The following is a 16,292-nucleotide window of genomic DNA, read 5'->3' as shown; positions in this document are numbered from 1 at the left end:
AAACCGAGTTCGGCGGTCTACGGCTGCCGCACCTCGTCGCAGTGGAATCTAAACGTAAGCGTGCGACGTTCGCATGGCATAGAACACTCCAAGTGCACGAGCAATCCCTCGGCGGAGCCCGCGGCGCCCTAATGGTGGGTGATAGCAGGCGATAGCGACTCGTCGCCGCGAACCGCCGCCCCAGTGGGATGATTTCCGACGTCGATGGTGGCCCCGGTGACCGCGTTCGTCGTCGAATCGATGACCGAGACAGTATTGTCATTATCATTGGGCACGTAGACGAACGGCCCCGACTGCGCATGTGCTGTGGCCAGGCTTTCGAGCGTGAGCGCCAGCGCCGCCGCCAGGCCGATCGCGCTTTGATGCAAGAGTCGGGCGCACGACCTCATTAGCTCGTAGGGTGGGCAAAGCGACTTGTCCGCCGTAGCTCGAAGAGCGAAGGTGGAAGCGTGCCCACGCATTTCTTGCGATCGAGAGAGTTGGTGGGCACGGCGCACGTGCGCCTTTGCCCACCCTTGTAATAGCGCAACCAGATATTGTCGGGATGTTCCGAGAGGAATGGCCTGCCGCGGCTGCAACCACGGCAGGCTGCTGGCGATCGGATCGCGACGACCCCCGAGCAGCGCGGTCTTTGCCGTCTCCTGCGCAACCGCGTCGGCAGCTATGTCGAGGCCTTCGACGAGGCCCCGCCGCCGGTCGAGGTCGCCGATGACGCTCATCACCGCCTGCTGACACTCCTCGCCAGCCTCGACCCCGAGGGCGATGCAAGCCGGCGGCTCGCCGACATCAATCGCGTCGCCGGGAGCGAACTCTGGCAGTGATGCGGCCACGTCAGCCCTCGTGCTGGTCTTCTACCGCACGCTTCAGCATCGCGAGCGCACTGCGCCAGTAGAAGGCTGCGTGCTTCCAGCCAGAGTTCTCACCGATCTCCCACCCCTGTCCCCGACGCGGCGGTGAGGGCGGCACCTGCTGCTCGACGGTCACAATCGTCTCCACGGCGTCGACTTCGACCCTCATGGTGATGGTCGACCAGGATTGCGGCGTATCCGGCAGGCCGGAGACGCGCCAATACGTCTTGAAGTCGGCGTTGCGCCATCTCTCGCCGGCCTGGGGATCGATGAGCATGTCCCAGACGCGTCGAGGCTCCGCTGCGATCCGGATCGATTGAGTGACTGTCTTGAAGGTCATGACGAATGCTTCCAGGCCTGCAGCGGCGTGCCGCAATAGGCGCTCTGCAAGTCCAGGCCGCATCGATATCGTGGCAAGGGCCGCCCTTGTCAAAGACGTCCCGGGCAAGAACGGCCGCAGGGAATTCGACTTCGCTGAGCCACTACCTATATCCTCTAGCAACGGATGCTGATGCAGCGAGCAGCTTGATGGCCAGGAGACGCACGAGCGAGCCGGACGCCGACGAGCTCCCCCGCTTTTTCGTCTGGGTCCGGGGCCTCGAGGGTCCCGAGCCGCAGAAATGGATGGCGATGGATTTCGGCATCGACGACTGGAAACGGTCGCTTGTGCTGGCCTATCTGGAGCTGCCGGAGGACGAGCGGCATCTGCCGCTGTCGGTGCTGGCGCGGCGCTATCCGCACCCGCGGGTGGACTCTTTGTAGGGTGGGTTAGCGTCAGCGTAACCCACCACTGTCTATCTGCACGGAAACAAAAGAGGTGGGTTACGCCGAGCGGACTGCGCTTCGCGCAGCCGCGGGGCTAACCCACCCTACGATTGCGGATCGCGATCTCTCACCTCCCCCTTGCCGCGGTCGGCGTCAGGCCGAAGCGGCGGCGGAAACAGCGGTTGAAATAAGAGAGATCGTTGAAGCCGCAGGCGAACGCGATGTCGCTGATGCGGCCTTCGCGTTGCGCGAGCAGGTCGGCCGCCTTGCGCAGGCGCAGCTCATTGAGGCGCGTGGTGAAGCCTGCGCCGGCCTCGAACAACAGCTCATTGACGTAGCGTTCGGACAGGCCGGCGGCGACGGCGAGCTTTTGCGCGGAAAAATCCGGCTCATGGAAGCGCGTCTCCAGGATCGCCAGCACCGCCTTGAGCCGCACGGCGCGCAGCCCCCGGCGGCGTGCCGCGGCCGCGACATCGCTGCGGGCCCCGAGGCCGATCGCTGCGAGATCGAGCAGATGAGCGGCGATCGCCATGCCGGCTTCGTCGGCGGCGGTGGGATGGCGCAACAGGAGATCGCTGTAATCCATCACCAGCGACAGCGCGCCACCGGGCTCGAGCTCGCAGCCGACGAGACCCTCGACGTCGGCGACCATTGCCCGCAGCGTCTCGGCCGGCAGATGCACGTTGGTGAAGCGCTTGACGCTCGCGCCGTCGGCGGCGAAGAACGGCTCGTCAAGCTTGAGCAGCACCATCGATCCCGGCCGCATGTCGAATTCGCGGCCGCGATGGACCACGCGGGAGGTGCGGTCGCCGGTGTTGCGCACGAGGCAGAAACGGTCGTCGCCGGTCTCGATCACCTGACGCTTCTCCCGTCGCACCGTCACGAAGCTTCCGTTGCAGCGGCCGAGCATGGTGGTGCCGATGTGGATCGAGTTCATCGCGGCGCGGAACGGCACGTCGGAGGCCGGATCGAGCTCGCCGGTGTTGGAAAAATGCTCGAACAGCTCGGCGAAGCGGATGAATCGCTGCCGGTCGGACAGACCCTGCGGCAGCATGTCGGTCGAGAGCACTTTCCTGATGACGGACATCGGAGAATGACTTTTCGAGAAAGGCTTTTTGAAAAGATCGCAGGCGACGCCGGCCGACCTTCGCAACCCGAAGGCTCGCTGAAGGCCAACCGCCGACAACCTATCAGCACGGTGACGTGATTCAAGCAGCGCCGGTCAGTCCAAGCCGGCAAGCGGCCGGCGCCCGACAGTCCAAGACGGCCCGCGCGCGCCCGCCCTATTGAGACGACGGATGCGGCATCCCGCCACCTGCGGGCTGCATCCGGGCAACCGGGCGGCCCCAGCCTGACGCCCGCTGGAGGAGACAACGACATGCGAACCTCTCTACCCCGCAGCCTCATGCTCGGCGGCGCCATCGCGGCAAGTCTTTGCGTCGGCTATGCGCTCGGCGCGCAGCCGCACATGGACGAGGCCATCGGGATCCTGCAATCGGCCCGTGCCGAGCTCGCCAAGGCCGAGCCGAACAAGGGCGGCCATCGTGAAAAGGCGCTCGGCCTGATCGACCAGGCGATCGGCGAAGTGCGCGCCGGCATCGCATTTGCCGCCGGCCATTGATCGGGGAGGACAGATCATGATGCGAACCGTTCTTGCCGCAGCCTTCGCCCTCGCCGCGATCGCAGGCTCCGCAGCGGCGATGCCGCTGGCGCCCCTCGACGCGGCGACGAGTGGCGATGTCATCGCCGTCGCCGGTGGCTGCGGCGCCGGCTGGCACCGCGGCCCCTATGGCGGCTGCCTGCGCAACTACGCCAACCCGGCGGCGCATGCCTGCCCGCGCGGATACCACATTGGTCCCGGTGGCGGCTGCCGCGGCAACGGCAGGTAAAGACCACGCGGCTTCTCCCTCCGCCTTCCCTCGTTCCACGAACACGACATGCCCGGGCAAGAGCGCGAAGCGCGTCTCCCCCGGGCAAGAGCGCGTAGCGCGTACACGCGGTGCGGGACCATGATCATGACCGAACAGGGCGAGACGGCTGAGGCCATCGCCATCCTCCTCGCCGAGGACGATGGAATCGCACGGGGGTTGAAGCCCACGGTCATTCCGGAGCGCGCCAACGGCGCTAGCCCGGAATCCATCTCGCCGCGCTAGGAGTTGATGAATGGATTCCGGGCCCGCGTGCTACGCACGCATCCCGGAATGACGAGGCGAGTTTGGAACGCAGGTCTCACCATCGCTCCCGCTGAGGTTGTCTTCCTAATCGTCATCATCAGCCCCAAACAGCCTGATCTGCGGAAAGCCGCTGCGCGGACGCGCGGCGAGGTCGCGGGCGTCGGAATCCTCGCGGATGCTGCGCGCGACGTCATCCCAGTCGGTGCGGTCGCGCATGCCTCGTGATTCGCGGGATTCGTGGCGGCGCCGCTCGGCCCAACGCTCGCGCCGTTCTGCCCGGCGCCGCTCTGAGGCGGCGCGCTTCACGTCGGAATCCTTGGCCTTGGCGTTGGCGTTTTCAGGCGAGGATGTCGGCTCGGCGGTGGTCTGCTGTTCGGCGGGCTTGGCGGCCTGTGCAGGTGACGCCGGCGCCCCCTTCGGCTCTTCGGCTGCAACGGGCTTCGGCGGTACTGGCGGCGCTGCTGGTTCTGCATTGGCCTGAGAGGTCTTCGCTTCAGGTCTTGCTTCGGACTTGGCCCGGTCCTGCGCCTGCGCGGGCGCGGCGATCATGGTGCCGAACGCCTGCGAGCCGCTGAGATACTGGACGCGTTCAGACGGCGCACTCGTCGCCGCCACGGAGTCGGCGCGCCGTTCCTTGATGGCGTCCGGGCCCCGCTTGGGCGTGACCGGATTCATCATGTTGCCGGCGACGATGCCGCCGCCGAGCCCAATGGCGATGGCCGCAATGATGGTTCCGGCACCGACGAAATAGGCTGTCGAGGCGCGCATTGATCCACTCCCTCTTTTGGAGCGGGCAACGCCGAGGGATTACCGGATGTTCCTGATCGGGAGACGCGCGATCCCCGCAGGGAACTTGGGCGTTAGATCTGCTGCGCGACCTTTTCCAGCCCGATGATGCGGGCGAGCTTGCGCACTTCCTCTTTCTGGTCGTCGCGCAACTGGAACAACAGCGGCATCGCGGCCGACTTCAACTGCTGGACCTCATCGCAATTCGGATCGATTTGCACGCCAGGCGGTGTGTTCGGATTCGATAGCTTGTTCGCCTGGATCTTGCGGGCGACGTTGCGCAGCGCGGTCTCGACCGACGGCCAGTAATATTCCTGCGAGGACGACAGCTTCAGACGGTCCTTGATGCCGGCGATCTGCACGTCGGACAGCAGCGAATAGGTTTTTTGCGGCTGCGGTTTTGGCGCTTTCGGCTTGGCCGGAGCCTCGGCAGCATGCGCCGGCGCGTTTGCAGCGGGCGCTTCAACAGCCGGCGCCTCGGACACACTGGCCTTGGGCACCGGGAAGTCGGACGGCGTCGCAGCGGCAAAAGCCTGGCGGAGCGGCTCGGTCAGCACAGGCATTTGAGTTTGAGTCTGCACCGGCTCGATCGCGGCCGAGGCGAGCGCCAGCGTCGGGACCAGGCGGTCGGCCTTGGCGGCGCGGTTGGCAGCGAGCGGCTTCGGCGGACCCTGCGTGATCATCTCGGCGCTGACACTGGGCACGCTGTCGCGGCCGAGAATGGCGGTGGTGGCGGCGCCGAGGACGAGGAGGCAGGTCAACGCGACGATGGTGATGGCTTTGGACAAACGTCTCTCCACGTCCGGCATTTCAAGTCCAATTGATCACTGTTGGGAAACTGGGCGGTAATTAAGGCCTAACCGTGCTCCCGCCGCGGAATTCGCTGGGACTGCGGCGACACAGGCCGAAAAACTCAATGAAATCAGGCAGCTGCGGCAAGATCATAGGCGTCCTGGATGTCGGCGACGATCTCGGACGCCTCCCAGACGGCGCGCGGTTCGACCGATTGCAGCGTCACCGTCCAATTGCCGCCGCGGCGGGTGCGAGGGACGCTGACGATATCGAAGCGCACGTTGCGGCACAGCGGATGACGAGCCAGCGCATGGGCCACACGGACGCGGATTTCATCCAGCGAAGCCGCCGTCTTGGTGCTGAGAAAATCGAAGTCCATCGCCTGTCCCTCTCGATCCTGGTTGGCGGCCTTGAGGGGATTCTTGGCGGGCGATGGTTAATCTGCCGTTAAGTGCGCCGGACCGCGGGAGTGCGCGGTTAACTGTGCTGCGTCTTCTCCCTCTCCCCGCTCGTTGCGGGGAGAGGGTCGGGGTGAGGGGCTGCCGCCGCGCGCACGGTGAGAGTTGGCCTCGCGGAGACTCCCCCTCACCCGTATCGCATCTTCGATGCGATACGGCCTCTCCCCGCAAGCGGGGAGAGGCGAAGGAGAGCGACGACCACCCGCCCGCCCCCGCGATATTCGGCGAGCGTCCGTGCGACGAGATCGTCGACCCCCAGCGCATCGCTCACGCCCGACGTCGAGTGCCCGCCGCTCCAGATGTCGCGCCAGCGCTTCGGCCGGTTCTCGCGCGCGGTGACGTCGATGTCCTTGCCGATGTCGATGGCGCCGCGCGCGGGCAGGTCGTCCGGATCGAGACCGGCGGCAATGATCGACGGCTACAGCATGCTGGTCTGAAGTCCGATGAACGCAGTGGTGAGCAGAATGTCGTCGGCGCTGCTGTCGACGAGCATCTGCTTGTGGCTGTCATCCGCCATGCTCTCGCGCGTGGCGATGAACTTCGTGCCCATATAGGCGAGGTCGCAGCCGATCACTTCGGCGGCCTGCAGCGCGCGGCCGTCGCTGATGCCGCCGGCGAGCACGATGATGCCGTCGTAGAACGCGCGCACAGCGCGGACGAAGGCGAACGGATTGGGCCAGCCGGTCTGGCCGCCGGCGCCTGCGGCCGCCGCGATCAGCGGCAGGCTGAGACGGTCGCGAAAGCGTTGCAGTCGGTCGGACGTCACGCAGCCTCCCTAAAGCGGGCTTTGCCGTTCCGTCCCGTATGCGCCGACGTTGCGGCAACATTGGCACGTCAGAAGCCGATGACAGAGCGAACCGGATCCGGTTCGTCAGGCAGCTGCCGATGACCGGCGCCGGCAAAATCGACAAGAAGACGTTGCACGCGAGCTTCTGGAGCCGGCGAGATCGAGTGGTGAGATAATCGTCCTGATTGTGATCCCGGGTTCGGAGTGCACGCGCCGCGCGAAACGCCGCTGCATAGCAGCATTTTCCTCCGGAGTATTACGGTGTTGTTGTGGCCGGCGAACAACAATCCGCCACGGAGTGTGAGGGCACGATGCGCGCGCAATTGCGGGCGAATCAACGAATCAACTAGACCGCAAATGGGGCTGGGAAGCGGAGTATCAGATGAGAGTCGCTTCCTTGGAAAGTGCGTTGGCTGCGGTCACGTTGATCACGGCTATCATTGTCCTGCTGTGGGAGATCAAGATCGTCTACGGCAGTTGAACTGGCAGGACGCTGGCGTCGAACAGAGACCTCCGGACAAGAAGAGGTCGCGACCAGGGCATCCCTTCCGCGGCGGCGGAAGCTGCCATTCAAATTGACACCAGGACTTGAGCGCGGCGAAAGCCGTGAAGCTCACCGCTTCTCGATCACGAGACTCTGCACAGCGCGACCGAAATAGCCTTGCCTGTCCGCGAGCCGCGACATCGCGAGCCCTGTGCCGTCGGCACCGATCCAGGATTCCCCGTCAAGCAAAATCCATTCGTCGACCGGCTGGCGCGCAAAGCTCACCGTGAGGTCGGCGTTGATGTAGGTCCAGGCGCGGAAATCCAGCGTCGAGGCGGTGCCGTTGGAGAAATCGGCAGCGACCACAGCGCGCATCGCCTGCGAGATCGCTTCACCTTCGATCAGCGGATGGTCGACGCGAAACCAGATCGCGCCAGCGCCGGCCTGACCGAAGCGGCCGCGCGCGGCGCGCATCGAGACCGATCGCACGAACGGACTGGTCGCGGCGTGGCCGTCCTCGACGAGAGAGTCCTCCGGAGACGGCAGCTCGACCGGCAACTCCTTGACGTCGTCCGGCAACGTCAGCACCTGCCGCTTGATCTTGAGCACGGTCGCGCCGACGACTTGCACGCCGTCGGCCAGCAACTTGACTGCGCAGAGCTGAATCTTGCGGCCCTCGCGCAAGACTTCGGTCGCGATCGTGAGCGGCGCCACCGGCACCGGCCGCATCAGGTCGATGGTGACGCGCGCGATGTCCATCGGCACTTGCGTCGGGATGCGTTCGGCCGCCCAGGTCACCAGCGAGGCTGGCGCCGAGCCATGCTGCATGCGCCGGTCCCAGGGACCCGCGGCATTCGCGCTCGTGACGACGCTGTTGCCGTCGACGCGGTAGATGGCGGTCATGTCTTGCTCGGTCTCGGCTGGCGTTCCCGGACGCAGCGCAGCGGGTAGCGGTGCGCTGCTGATCCGGGGGCCATATGTTGCGGCGATGGGTCCGGCTCTGCGGCGCGGAACTTCATGCCGCACCGCGTCCGGAACACGAGAGCGATCACAACGGCGGATCGATCGCCTCGTCATATTCCTTCTTGAAGCGCGCGATCAGCTCGGCGGCGGGCACGACCTTGTCGACGCTGCCGATGCCCTGGCCCGAGCCCCAGATCTCCTTCCAGGCCTTCGGCTTGGCGCGCTCGCCGGAGGCGTCGGTGCCGAAGTTCATCTTGGAGGGATCGGAGGACGGCAGGTTTTCCGGGTCCATGCCGGCCGCGAGGATCGAGGGCTTCAGGTAGTTGCCGTGCACGCCGGTGAAGAGGTTGGAGTAGACGATGTCGTCGGCGGTCGAGCCCGCGATCATCTCCTTGTAGCGCTCGACCGCATTGGCCTCCTGCGTGGCGATGAAGGCCGAGCCGATATAGGCGAAGTCGGCGCCGAGAATGCGCGCGGCGCGGATCGCCTTGCCGTTGCCGATCGCGCCCGACAGCGCGATCGGGCCGTCGAACCATCTGCGCGTCTCCGCGACGAAGGCGAGTGGCGAGATCGTGCCGGCATGGCCGCCGGCGCCGGCCGCGACCAGGATCAGGCCGTCGGCGCCCTTCTCGATCGCCTTGTTCGCGAATTTCTGGTTGATCACGTCGTGGAAGACGATGCCGCCCCAGCCGTGAACGGCCTGGTTGAGCTCCTCGCGCGCGCCGAGCGAGGAGATGATCATCGGCACCTTGTACTTGGCGCAGAGCTGCATGTCGTGATCGAGCCGGTTATTCGATTTGTGCACGATCTGGTTCACCGCGAACGGTGCGGAAGGCCGCTCGGGGTAAGCGCGGTCATAGGCGGCGAGCTCTTCGGTGATCCGCGCCAGCCACTCGTCGAGCAGCTCCGGCGGACGTGCGTTCAAAGCGGGAAACGAGCCGACCACGCCCGCCTTGCACTGCGCGATCACGAGATCGGGCACCGAGATGATGAAGAGCGGCGAACCGATCACGGGGATCGACAGGCGCCCTTTGAACAGCGCAGGCATGGTCATAGCGAAACGATCCTCTATTGGGCTGACATGTTGAAGGCTGGCGGCCATACCAACAAGGCAATCTTTCCACTGTCAAGTATTGCGTTTGCACGCCACCCGCGGACGTCGTTACCGCAATTCCAAGGCACGGAATTCGCTGCGCGAGTTCGCTTCAATTCCCGCTTCGTCACTCCGGGGCGCGCGAAGCGCGAACCCGGAATCCATCGCACCATTCACGCTGAGGCCTGATGGATTCCGGGCCTGCGCCTGTCGGCGCATCCCGGAATGACGGGATGCGCGATCTACGTTCCCGCAATCAGATCCGGATTGATCAGCCGCTCGAACGAGAACATCTCGTCCCACTTGTCCTGCGTCAGCAGCTTGCGCTCGACCACCACGATCTGGTGCAGCGACTTGCCGCTCTTGTAGCCCTCGCGCGCGATCTCGGCGCATTGCTTGTAGCCGAGCAGCGGCTTCAGCACGGTGACGATGCCGAGCGAGTTGAGCACCATGTTGCGGGTGTGCTCCTCGTTGGCGGTGATGCCGAGCACGCAGTTCTCGCGCAGGCTGTTGACCGCGCGCTCCATGGTGCGGATCGAGAAGAACAGCGCGAACGAGATCACCGGCTCCATCACATTGAGCTGGAGCTGGCCGGCGGAGGCGGCAAGCGTCACCGTGGTGTCGAGGCCGATGACGAGGAAGCTGGTCTGGTTGACCACCTCGGGGATCACCGGATTGACCTTGCCGGGCATGATCGAGGAGCCCGGCTGGAGCTGCGGCAGGTTGATCTCGTTCAGGCCCGCACGCGGGCCTGAGGCGAGCAGGCGGATGTCGTTGCAGATTTTTGTCAGCTTGCTCGCGGTGCGCTTCAGGACGCCCGACAATTGCACATAGGCGCCGGTGTCGGAGGTTGCCTCGACGAGATCGCCGGCGAGCACGAAGTCGACGCCGGTCAGCGCGCTCAGGTGCCGGACGGCGAGTTTGGGATAACCGGGCGCGGCCGTGACCGAGGTGCCGATCGCGGTGGCGCCGAGATTGATCTCACGCAGCAGCGCGCGGGCTTCCGAGATGCGGTCAACCTCCTCGCCGATCGTGGTGCCCCAGCCGCGGAATTCGGCCCCTAGCGACATCGGCACGGCGTCCTGCAGATGCGTGCGGCCCATCTTCAGCACGCGGTCGAACTCGCGGCCCTTGGTGAAGAAGGCCTCCTGGAGCTGGCGCAACGCCGTCATGTAGCTTTCGAGCCGCAGGATCAGCGCAAGCCGAAAGGCGGTCGGATAGGTGTCGTTGGTGGACTGGCCGTAATTGACGTGATCGTTAGGGCTGACCTGCTGGTAGTCGCCCTTCGCAAAACCGAGCGATTCCAGCGCGAGGTTGGCGATGACCTCGTTGGCGTTCATGTTCGTGGAGGTGCCGGCGCCGCCCTGGATGAAGTCGGTGACGAACTGATCCATCATGTCGCCGGCGATGACGCGGTCGCAGCCGACGATGATCGCGTCCGCAACCTTGCCGTCGATCGCGCCGAGATCGCGGTTGGCCATGGCCGCGGCCTTCTTGACGTAGCCGAGCGCCTTCACGAAGTAGGGCTCCTGGCTCATCGGAATGCCGGTGATGTGGAAGTTCTCCTTCCCGCGGATGGTCTGGACGCCGTAGTAGATGTCGTCGGCGATCTCACGCTGTCCGAGGAAGTCCTGCTCCGTACGGCTCATGGGCGCTCCTTGTTGTTCGCGCGCGGCGTCATCGCCTTCAGTTCTGGCACAGCGCGCTGGTCACGAAAGTATCGGTGCGGCAGTCATCCGGTTTGCGTTGCCTGCCCGGGATCAGGACCTTGGCCGAGCACTTCTCGGCGGAGTCGGCGTTCAGGCTCTTGCCTTCCCTGTAGCCCTTGCTCTGGCAGAGCTGGTCAGCGGCCTGCTTGCAGTCCGGCGCGCCGTTCGCCGAAGCCGGACAGACAACGCGGCCCGACACCATGCTGGACGGCTTCGCCAAGCGCGACAGGCCGTCCATCGTCTCACTTGGGCTTTTCAACGGCGGAAGGATCGAGGGCAGCTTGTCGAACAGCTTGCCCATCTCATTGATCAGACCCGGATTCTCCTCGCCCGCCGGCGGTCCCGACGGAGCGGGCGCCGATTGCGGCAGCGCCTGGGGTCCAGCCTCCTGAAGACCGAGCGACGGCGCGGACGCAGGCGCGGTGGACTGGGCCCATCCGAAACCGGCGGTGCCAGGCAGGACCAGCAGCACCGCGGTCACGAGTATCCGGAGTCGCGCGACCGTGGTGCCGGATCGAACCATCATGGCGCAACCGTAGCCGAAGCCGGCGCGGCGGCAAAGCGCCTCGCTAGATCAGCTTGATCGCCACCACGAAGCCGAGCACGAGCACGGCGGCACCGAGCGCGACCCAGAGGCCGAGATGCCGCTCGATCCTGACGCGGATCCAGTCGCCATAGCGGTTGAGCAGCACGGCGGCGACGAAGAAGCGTCCGCCGCGCGCCACGATCGAGCACAGGATGAACAGCCCGATATTGTAGCCGGCAAAGCCCGAGGTGATGGTGACGAGCTTGTAGGGGATCGGGGTGAGCCCCTTGAGCAGGATGATCACGGCGCCCCATTCGGCATAAGAAGCACGAAAAGCATCGACCTTGTCGCCGAGGCCATAGACCTGGATCAGCCAGTGGCCAACCGAGTCATAGAGCAGCGCGCCGATGGCGTAGCCCAACATGCCCCCGAGCACCGAGGTGGCGGTGCAGACCGCGGCATAGACCCAGGCGCGCTGCGGGCGCGCCAGCGACATCGGGATCAGCATCACATCCGGCGGCACCGGAAAGAACGAGCTCTCCGCGAAAGACACGGCGCCCATGATCCAGAGCGCGTAGGGCTTGTGGGCGGCGTCAATGCACCAATCGTAGATACGTTTCAGCATGGCGCCGCGATCAAGCACCATGGGACGGATTTGTCCATGGCAAGATTGGGCCGATTTGTGTTGCTTCTAGTGGCGCTTTCGCGCCGCGCGGCCCTCGAGCGCGACAATCGGTCGCCGCGCAGCGACGGACGGCGAGGCGACCTTGGGCAGCTTCATCGCCGACTTCGGCAGCTTCTCGGCGATGCCGAGCATCTCTTCGCGCCGGGCCATCTCGCGCCAGACGTCGTCGGGACGCACGCCGGCCGACACCCAGAGCACGGTGAGATTGTAGAGCAGATCGGCGCTTTCCCTGATCACGGCTTCGCTATCGCCGTGGACCGCGTCGATGACGACCTCGATGGCCTCCTCGGCCAGCTTCTTCGCCATCTTGGCCGGCCCACGCTGAAACAGCCGGGCCGTGCGTGATGTCTGGGGATCAAGATCCCTGGCCGCGAGCACAGCCAGATATAGCCGCTCAAGCGAATCGCTCATGTCATCAAAACTACCCTAAACCAATGGCGAGCGCGTTAACGTCCAATAGGAGAACCAAAAAACAGGCCGCCGCGGCAAGCACGACGGCCTGTTGTGGTCAACCTTTGGTAGCCAAGCTCGTACCCGTTAAGACTCGTACCGTTAAGGCTCGTACCCGTTAAGGCTAGTAACAGTTGGTGAAGTAGCCTTGGCCGCAGAGCTCGGACGGTGCCGTGCCACCATAGCGCTGCGCCTGGTAGTCCGGGCCCGGACCGTAATAGGGGCCGCCGCCGTAGTAGGTCGGGCCGCCATAATAGACGGGACCGCCACCGTAATAGGCCGGACCATAGTCATAGGCGTAGGCGTTGCGGGACGCGGCGATCGCAAGGCCGGTGCCGACGATGCCGGCAAATGCTGCGGCCGCAGCCGCTCCGCCGCCGCCATGCCAGTGGCGGCCGCCTGCGAACGAGGCCGTGGGCGCGACGGTGGTCAGGGCCAGCACGGCCGCGGTTGCAAGAACGGCCTTGCGGCCGGCAAACCTGGAAACTCGGTCTAACATGTCTTGGACCCTCCTTGGGACCTGCGATGGTGCCTGCGGACAGGCTCATGCCTCTCAAACCCCCGCATCCCATGTTGGGTTCCCCAACCCCAACACAAGCTGAACGGGGTTGCGTAATCGTGACGCAACCTCCGCTCATCTACCGTTCATGTTCGATCGTCCACGATGGATGCGAGCCGGCGCTGCACACTCGTCAAGCGTCATCAAACCATAATAAAGGCGGGACCGGCGCCGCTGATGTTCGGACTTGGAACGATCGCTCTTCGTGGCCTGCTGGCGTTCACGATCGTGATGGCCATGCTGGCCGCGCGCGACACTGGGGCAGCGGAGACCACCGCATCGCCCATTGCAATCCGGTTTGCCTTCGATCGGCCGATTGACTCGAGCATGGCGCCGTTCTTCGTGGCAATGAAGGACGGCAGATTTTCCGCCGAGCATCTCACGGTCTCCTTCACCAGCGCGGCCGGATCGCCGGAGGCGCTCGCGCGTGTCGCGAAGGGCGACAGCGATCTCGCGCTCGTCGACATCAACGAGTTGATCCGCTTCCGCGACAATTCCGATGCGGCGCCCATCAAGGCGGTGTTCGTGCTGTTCAATCGCGCGCCCTACGCGATCGTCGCACGCAAGAGCCGCGGCATTCACCAACCGTCCGATATCGAGGGCAGGACCGTCGGCGTTGCCGACAGTGATCTGTCGATCCGGCTGTGGCCGGCACTGGCGCAACAAAACGGCATCAACACCTCGCACGTGAAATTCCACAAGATGAGCGCGGCGGTGCGCGAACCGATCCTCTCGGCCGGGCAGGTCGACGCGGTGGCGGGATTCAGCTATCTCTCGGCGGTGAACCTGCGCGACCGCGGCGTGCCCGCGGGCGATCTCGCCGTGCTGCGCTACGCCGACTATGGCTGCGAGGCCTACGGTTTTGCCGTGGTGGCCAATCCCGCCTTCGCAGCAGGAAAGCCGGACGCGGTGAAGGGCTTCGTGCGCGCGCTGGTCGCCGGCATCAACGCCACCGTGAAGGAGCCGACGCGCGCGGTGGACGAGGCCGTAAGCCGCATGGACAGCGGCGATCGCGATCTCGAACTCGAGCGCCTGCGCACCGTGCTCGCCGATAACGTACTGACCGACGAGGTCCGCCGCGATGGCCTCGGCGGTGTCGACGCCGCGCGCCTGGAGCGCTCGATCGACCAGATCGCGCAGGATTTCAAATTCCGCAAGCGCCCGGCCGCAAGCGACATCTTCGACGCGCAGTTCCTGCCACCGCTCGAGGACCGGCTGATCAATTGAGTAAAACTGGCAGCTTCCGCTGTATCTCGCAGGCGATCCTAGTTTAGAATACGGGCTCCTCCAGTCGCCCACCCGAGTTCGTCGCCCGCATGTCCATCTTCCGCCTCTACACCCGCGTTCTTGAGCTGCTCGGCAGAGAGGCGCGGCTGGGCTGGCTGCTGGCGATCGCCAATCTCCTGCTCGCGAGCGCGCAGTTCGCCGAGCCCGTGCTGTTCGGACGTATCGTCGACGTGCTCTCCGGCAAGACGGTGGCCGGCTCGAATTCGGCCTGGCCGTTTCTTTGGGCCTGGGTCGCCTTCGGGTTGTTCACAATCATCTGCAGCGCGCTTGTCGCGCTGCACGCCGACCGCCTCGCCCACCGCCAGCGTCAGGCGGTGCTGACGAGCTATTTCGAGCACATCCTGCAACTGCCGCTGACCTTCCACTCCGGCACCCATTCGGGCCGGCTGATGAAGGTGATGCTGAACGGCACGGACGCGCTCTGGCGACTGTGGCTCGGCTTCTTCCGCGAGCATTTTGCCGCGATCCTCTCGGTCGTGGTGCTGCTGCCGCTGTCGCTCTATCTGAATTGGCGGCTCGCGATCCTCCTGTTCGTGCTCTGCGTCGTCTTCACGGGTCTGACCACCTTCGTCGTGCGCAAGACCTACGGCATGCAGATGGCGGTCGAGGAACACTACAGCGACCTCTCCGCTCGCGCCTCCGACGCGCTCGGCAACGTCGCGCTGGTGCAGAGCTTCGTGCGCGTCGAGTCCGAGGTGCAGGGCCTGCGCTTCGTCGCAGATCAATTGCTGGCGGCACAGATGCCGGTGTTATCCTGGTGGGCGCTGGTCACCGTGATCACGCGCGCTTCCACCACCATCACCGTGCTCGCGATCTTCACGGTCGGCATCGCACTGCATGAGCAGGGACTGACCACGGTCGGCGAGATCGTGATGTTCGTGAGCTTCGCGACGATGCTGATCCAGAAGCTCGAGCAGGTCGTCAGCTTCATCAACAACGTGTTCATGGAAGCGCCGCGCCTGCGGGAGTTCTTCAACGTGCTCGACGCCGTGCCCGCAGTCCACGACCGGCCCGACGCGATCGATGCCGGACGCCTCTCCGGCCTTGTCGAGTTCCACGACGTCACCTTCTCCTATGACGGCAAGCGGCCGGCGGTCGAGGACCTCTCCTTCACAGCGCTGCCCGGCCAGAGCATCGCGCTGGTCGGCCCGACCGGCGCCGGCAAATCCACCGCGATCGCGCTGCTGCATCGCGCCTTCGACCCGCAGTCCGGCTTCATCAAGATCGACGGCATGGACGTGCGCGGGATCACGCTGACGTCGCTGCGGCGAAACATCGGCGTCGTGTTCCAGGAGGCGCTGCTGTTCAACCGCTCGATCGCGGAGAATTTGCGCGTCGGCAAGCCGGACGCGACGGACGCGGAGATGCGCCTCGCCGCCGAGCGCGCGCAGGCGCTCGACTTCATCGAGCGCAGCGGCGGCTTCGAGACCAATGCCGGCGAGCGCGGCCGCATGCTGTCCGGCGGCGAGCGGCAGCGGCTGTCGATCGCGCGCGCACTGCTCAAGGACCCGCCGATCCTGATCCTGGACGAGGCGACCAGCGCGCTCGACGCAATCACCGAGGCCAAGGTGAACGCCGCTCTCGACGAAGTGATGAGGGGCCGCACCACCTTCGTGATCGCGCACCGCCTCTCCACCATCCGCAAGGCCACGCGGATCCTGGTGTTCGAGAACGGCAGGGTGATCGAGAGCGGAACTTTCGATGAACTCGTGGCCAAAGGCGGTCATTTCGCCGAGCTCGCCAGGGCCCAGTTCATGGTGCAGGAGAACGCACGGGCCAGCGTGACGGCGGCGGAGGCCGCAGCGGCGACGGTCAAATCCTCCTAAGGCCGTCGAAATTCAGCCTATTTCCTTGCTGAATACCCGGCCAAGCCCCCTGTTCTCGACGCACGAGCCGGTATAGGTTTGCGATGCCGCGAGCGGCGGC

General features: G+C 65.3%; 19 protein-coding genes and 2 pseudogenes. 7 read left to right on the top strand and 14 right to left on the bottom strand.

Annotated features, from left to right (window positions below; genetic code table 11):
- Nucleotides 1-128 precede the first annotated feature (128 nt).
- Nucleotides 129-389: a hypothetical protein gene (locus tag K289_RS52275; RefSeq protein WP_245283921.1), complete on the bottom strand. Its 261-nt coding sequence runs from the start codon at nucleotides 387-389 to the stop codon at nucleotides 129-131.
- A gap of 225 nt (nucleotides 390-614) precedes the next feature.
- Here K289_RS52275 and K289_RS52270 point away from each other — a divergent pair.
- Nucleotides 615-821, top strand: a pseudogene (locus K289_RS52270) (hypothetical protein); the annotation flags it as partial.
- A 10-nt stretch (nucleotides 822-831) separates the two neighbouring features.
- Here K289_RS52270 and K289_RS0115245 read toward each other — a convergent pair.
- Complete coding sequence (locus tag K289_RS0115245) at nucleotides 832-1,188, bottom strand: hypothetical protein (protein ID WP_027552323.1); 357 nt, start codon at nucleotides 1,186-1,188, stop codon at nucleotides 832-834.
- A 188-nt stretch (nucleotides 1,189-1,376) separates the two neighbouring features.
- Between K289_RS0115245 and K289_RS0115240 the strand changes: the two genes are divergently transcribed.
- Nucleotides 1,377-1,610, top strand: a complete 234-nt coding sequence (locus K289_RS0115240; protein WP_027552322.1) for a hypothetical protein — start codon at nucleotides 1,377-1,379, stop codon at nucleotides 1,608-1,610.
- A gap of 130 nt (nucleotides 1,611-1,740) precedes the next feature.
- Here K289_RS0115240 and K289_RS0115235 read toward each other — a convergent pair whose 3' ends face one another.
- Nucleotides 1,741-2,700, bottom strand: coding sequence for an AraC family transcriptional regulator (locus K289_RS0115235; RefSeq protein WP_027552321.1), 960 nt, complete (start codon nucleotides 2,698-2,700; stop codon nucleotides 1,741-1,743).
- Nucleotides 2,701-2,991: 291 nt separating this feature from the next.
- On the opposite strand from K289_RS0115235, the gene K289_RS0115230 reads away from it, so the two are divergent.
- From K289_RS0115230 to K289_RS0115220, 3 genes are all read left to right on the top strand, one after another.
- The gene (locus K289_RS0115230; protein WP_027552320.1) at nucleotides 2,992-3,234 is read left to right on the top strand and encodes a hypothetical protein; all 243 of its coding nucleotides are present in this window, start codon (nucleotides 2,992-2,994) and stop codon (nucleotides 3,232-3,234) included.
- A 16-nt stretch (nucleotides 3,235-3,250) separates the two neighbouring features.
- Nucleotides 3,251-3,502 (top strand): GCG_CRPN prefix-to-repeats domain-containing protein, encoded by a 252-nt coding sequence (locus K289_RS0115225; RefSeq protein WP_027552319.1) that lies wholly within the window; start codon nucleotides 3,251-3,253, stop codon nucleotides 3,500-3,502.
- Nucleotides 3,503-3,622: 120 nt separating this feature from the next.
- Nucleotides 3,623-3,766 (top strand): hypothetical protein, encoded by a 144-nt coding sequence (locus K289_RS0115220; protein ID WP_156917982.1) that lies wholly within the window; start codon nucleotides 3,623-3,625, stop codon nucleotides 3,764-3,766.
- A 105-nt stretch (nucleotides 3,767-3,871) separates the two neighbouring features.
- On the opposite strand, the gene K289_RS0115215 is transcribed toward K289_RS0115220, so the two are convergent.
- From K289_RS0115215 to K289_RS0115155, 11 genes and pseudogenes are all read right to left on the bottom strand, one after another.
- The gene (locus K289_RS0115215; protein WP_027552317.1) at nucleotides 3,872-4,555 is read right to left on the bottom strand and encodes a hypothetical protein; all 684 of its coding nucleotides are present in this window, start codon (nucleotides 4,553-4,555) and stop codon (nucleotides 3,872-3,874) included.
- 92 nt (nucleotides 4,556-4,647) lie between these two features.
- A complete protein-coding gene (locus tag K289_RS0115210; RefSeq protein ID WP_027552316.1) occupies nucleotides 4,648-5,361 on the bottom strand; it encodes a hypothetical protein in 714 nt (237 codons plus the stop codon).
- Nucleotides 5,362-5,495: 134 nt separating this feature from the next.
- A complete protein-coding gene (locus K289_RS0115205; protein ID WP_027552315.1) occupies nucleotides 5,496-5,744 on the bottom strand; it encodes a hypothetical protein in 249 nt (82 codons plus the stop codon).
- A gap of 281 nt (nucleotides 5,745-6,025) precedes the next feature.
- Nucleotides 6,026-6,541: pseudogene (locus tag K289_RS44425) on the bottom strand (NAD(P)H-dependent flavin oxidoreductase); the annotation flags it as partial.
- A 682-nt stretch (nucleotides 6,542-7,223) separates the two neighbouring features.
- Entirely contained in the window at nucleotides 7,224-7,997 is a 774-nt protein-coding gene (locus tag K289_RS0115185) for a thioesterase family protein (protein ID WP_027552313.1), read from the bottom strand.
- 145 nt (nucleotides 7,998-8,142) lie between these two features.
- Complete coding sequence (locus K289_RS0115180) at nucleotides 8,143-9,111, bottom strand: nitronate monooxygenase family protein (protein WP_027552312.1); 969 nt, start codon at nucleotides 9,109-9,111, stop codon at nucleotides 8,143-8,145.
- Nucleotides 9,112-9,392: 281 nt separating this feature from the next.
- Nucleotides 9,393-10,799 carry an aspartate ammonia-lyase gene (locus K289_RS0115175; protein WP_027552311.1) on the bottom strand — a complete coding sequence of 469 codons (1,407 nt, stop codon included), beginning with the start codon at nucleotides 10,797-10,799 and terminating at the stop codon, nucleotides 9,393-9,395.
- A 37-nt stretch (nucleotides 10,800-10,836) separates the two neighbouring features.
- Nucleotides 10,837-11,385 (bottom strand): hypothetical protein, encoded by a 549-nt coding sequence (locus K289_RS0115170; RefSeq protein WP_027552310.1) that lies wholly within the window; start codon nucleotides 11,383-11,385, stop codon nucleotides 10,837-10,839.
- 43 nt (nucleotides 11,386-11,428) lie between these two features.
- Complete coding sequence (locus tag K289_RS0115165; RefSeq protein ID WP_082908072.1) at nucleotides 11,429-12,031, bottom strand: YqaA family protein; 603 nt, start codon at nucleotides 12,029-12,031, stop codon at nucleotides 11,429-11,431.
- A 45-nt stretch (nucleotides 12,032-12,076) separates the two neighbouring features.
- Nucleotides 12,077-12,481 carry a phosphoribosyl-ATP diphosphatase gene (gene hisE / locus K289_RS0115160; protein WP_027552308.1) on the bottom strand — a complete coding sequence of 135 codons (405 nt, stop codon included), beginning with the start codon at nucleotides 12,479-12,481 and terminating at the stop codon, nucleotides 12,077-12,079.
- Nucleotides 12,482-12,644: 163 nt separating this feature from the next.
- Nucleotides 12,645-13,019 (bottom strand): hypothetical protein, encoded by a 375-nt coding sequence (locus K289_RS0115155; RefSeq protein ID WP_027552307.1) that lies wholly within the window; start codon nucleotides 13,017-13,019, stop codon nucleotides 12,645-12,647.
- A 237-nt stretch (nucleotides 13,020-13,256) separates the two neighbouring features.
- Between K289_RS0115155 and K289_RS0115150 the strand changes: the two genes are divergently transcribed.
- Nucleotides 13,257-14,306 carry an ABC transporter substrate-binding protein gene (locus K289_RS0115150; RefSeq protein WP_027552306.1) on the top strand — a complete coding sequence of 350 codons (1,050 nt, stop codon included), beginning with the start codon at nucleotides 13,257-13,259 and terminating at the stop codon, nucleotides 14,304-14,306.
- An 89-nt stretch (nucleotides 14,307-14,395) separates the two neighbouring features.
- Entirely contained in the window at nucleotides 14,396-16,192 is a 1,797-nt protein-coding gene (locus tag K289_RS0115145; protein WP_027552305.1) for a glucan ABC transporter ATP-binding protein/ permease, read from the top strand.
- Nucleotides 16,193-16,292 lie beyond the last annotated feature (100 nt).

It is taken from the genome of Bradyrhizobium sp. Cp5.3, assembly GCF_000426265.1.
GTDB lineage: Bacteria > Pseudomonadota > Alphaproteobacteria > Rhizobiales > Xanthobacteraceae > Bradyrhizobium > Bradyrhizobium neotropicale.
This window is presented reverse-complemented; position numbering and strand designations above follow the sequence as displayed.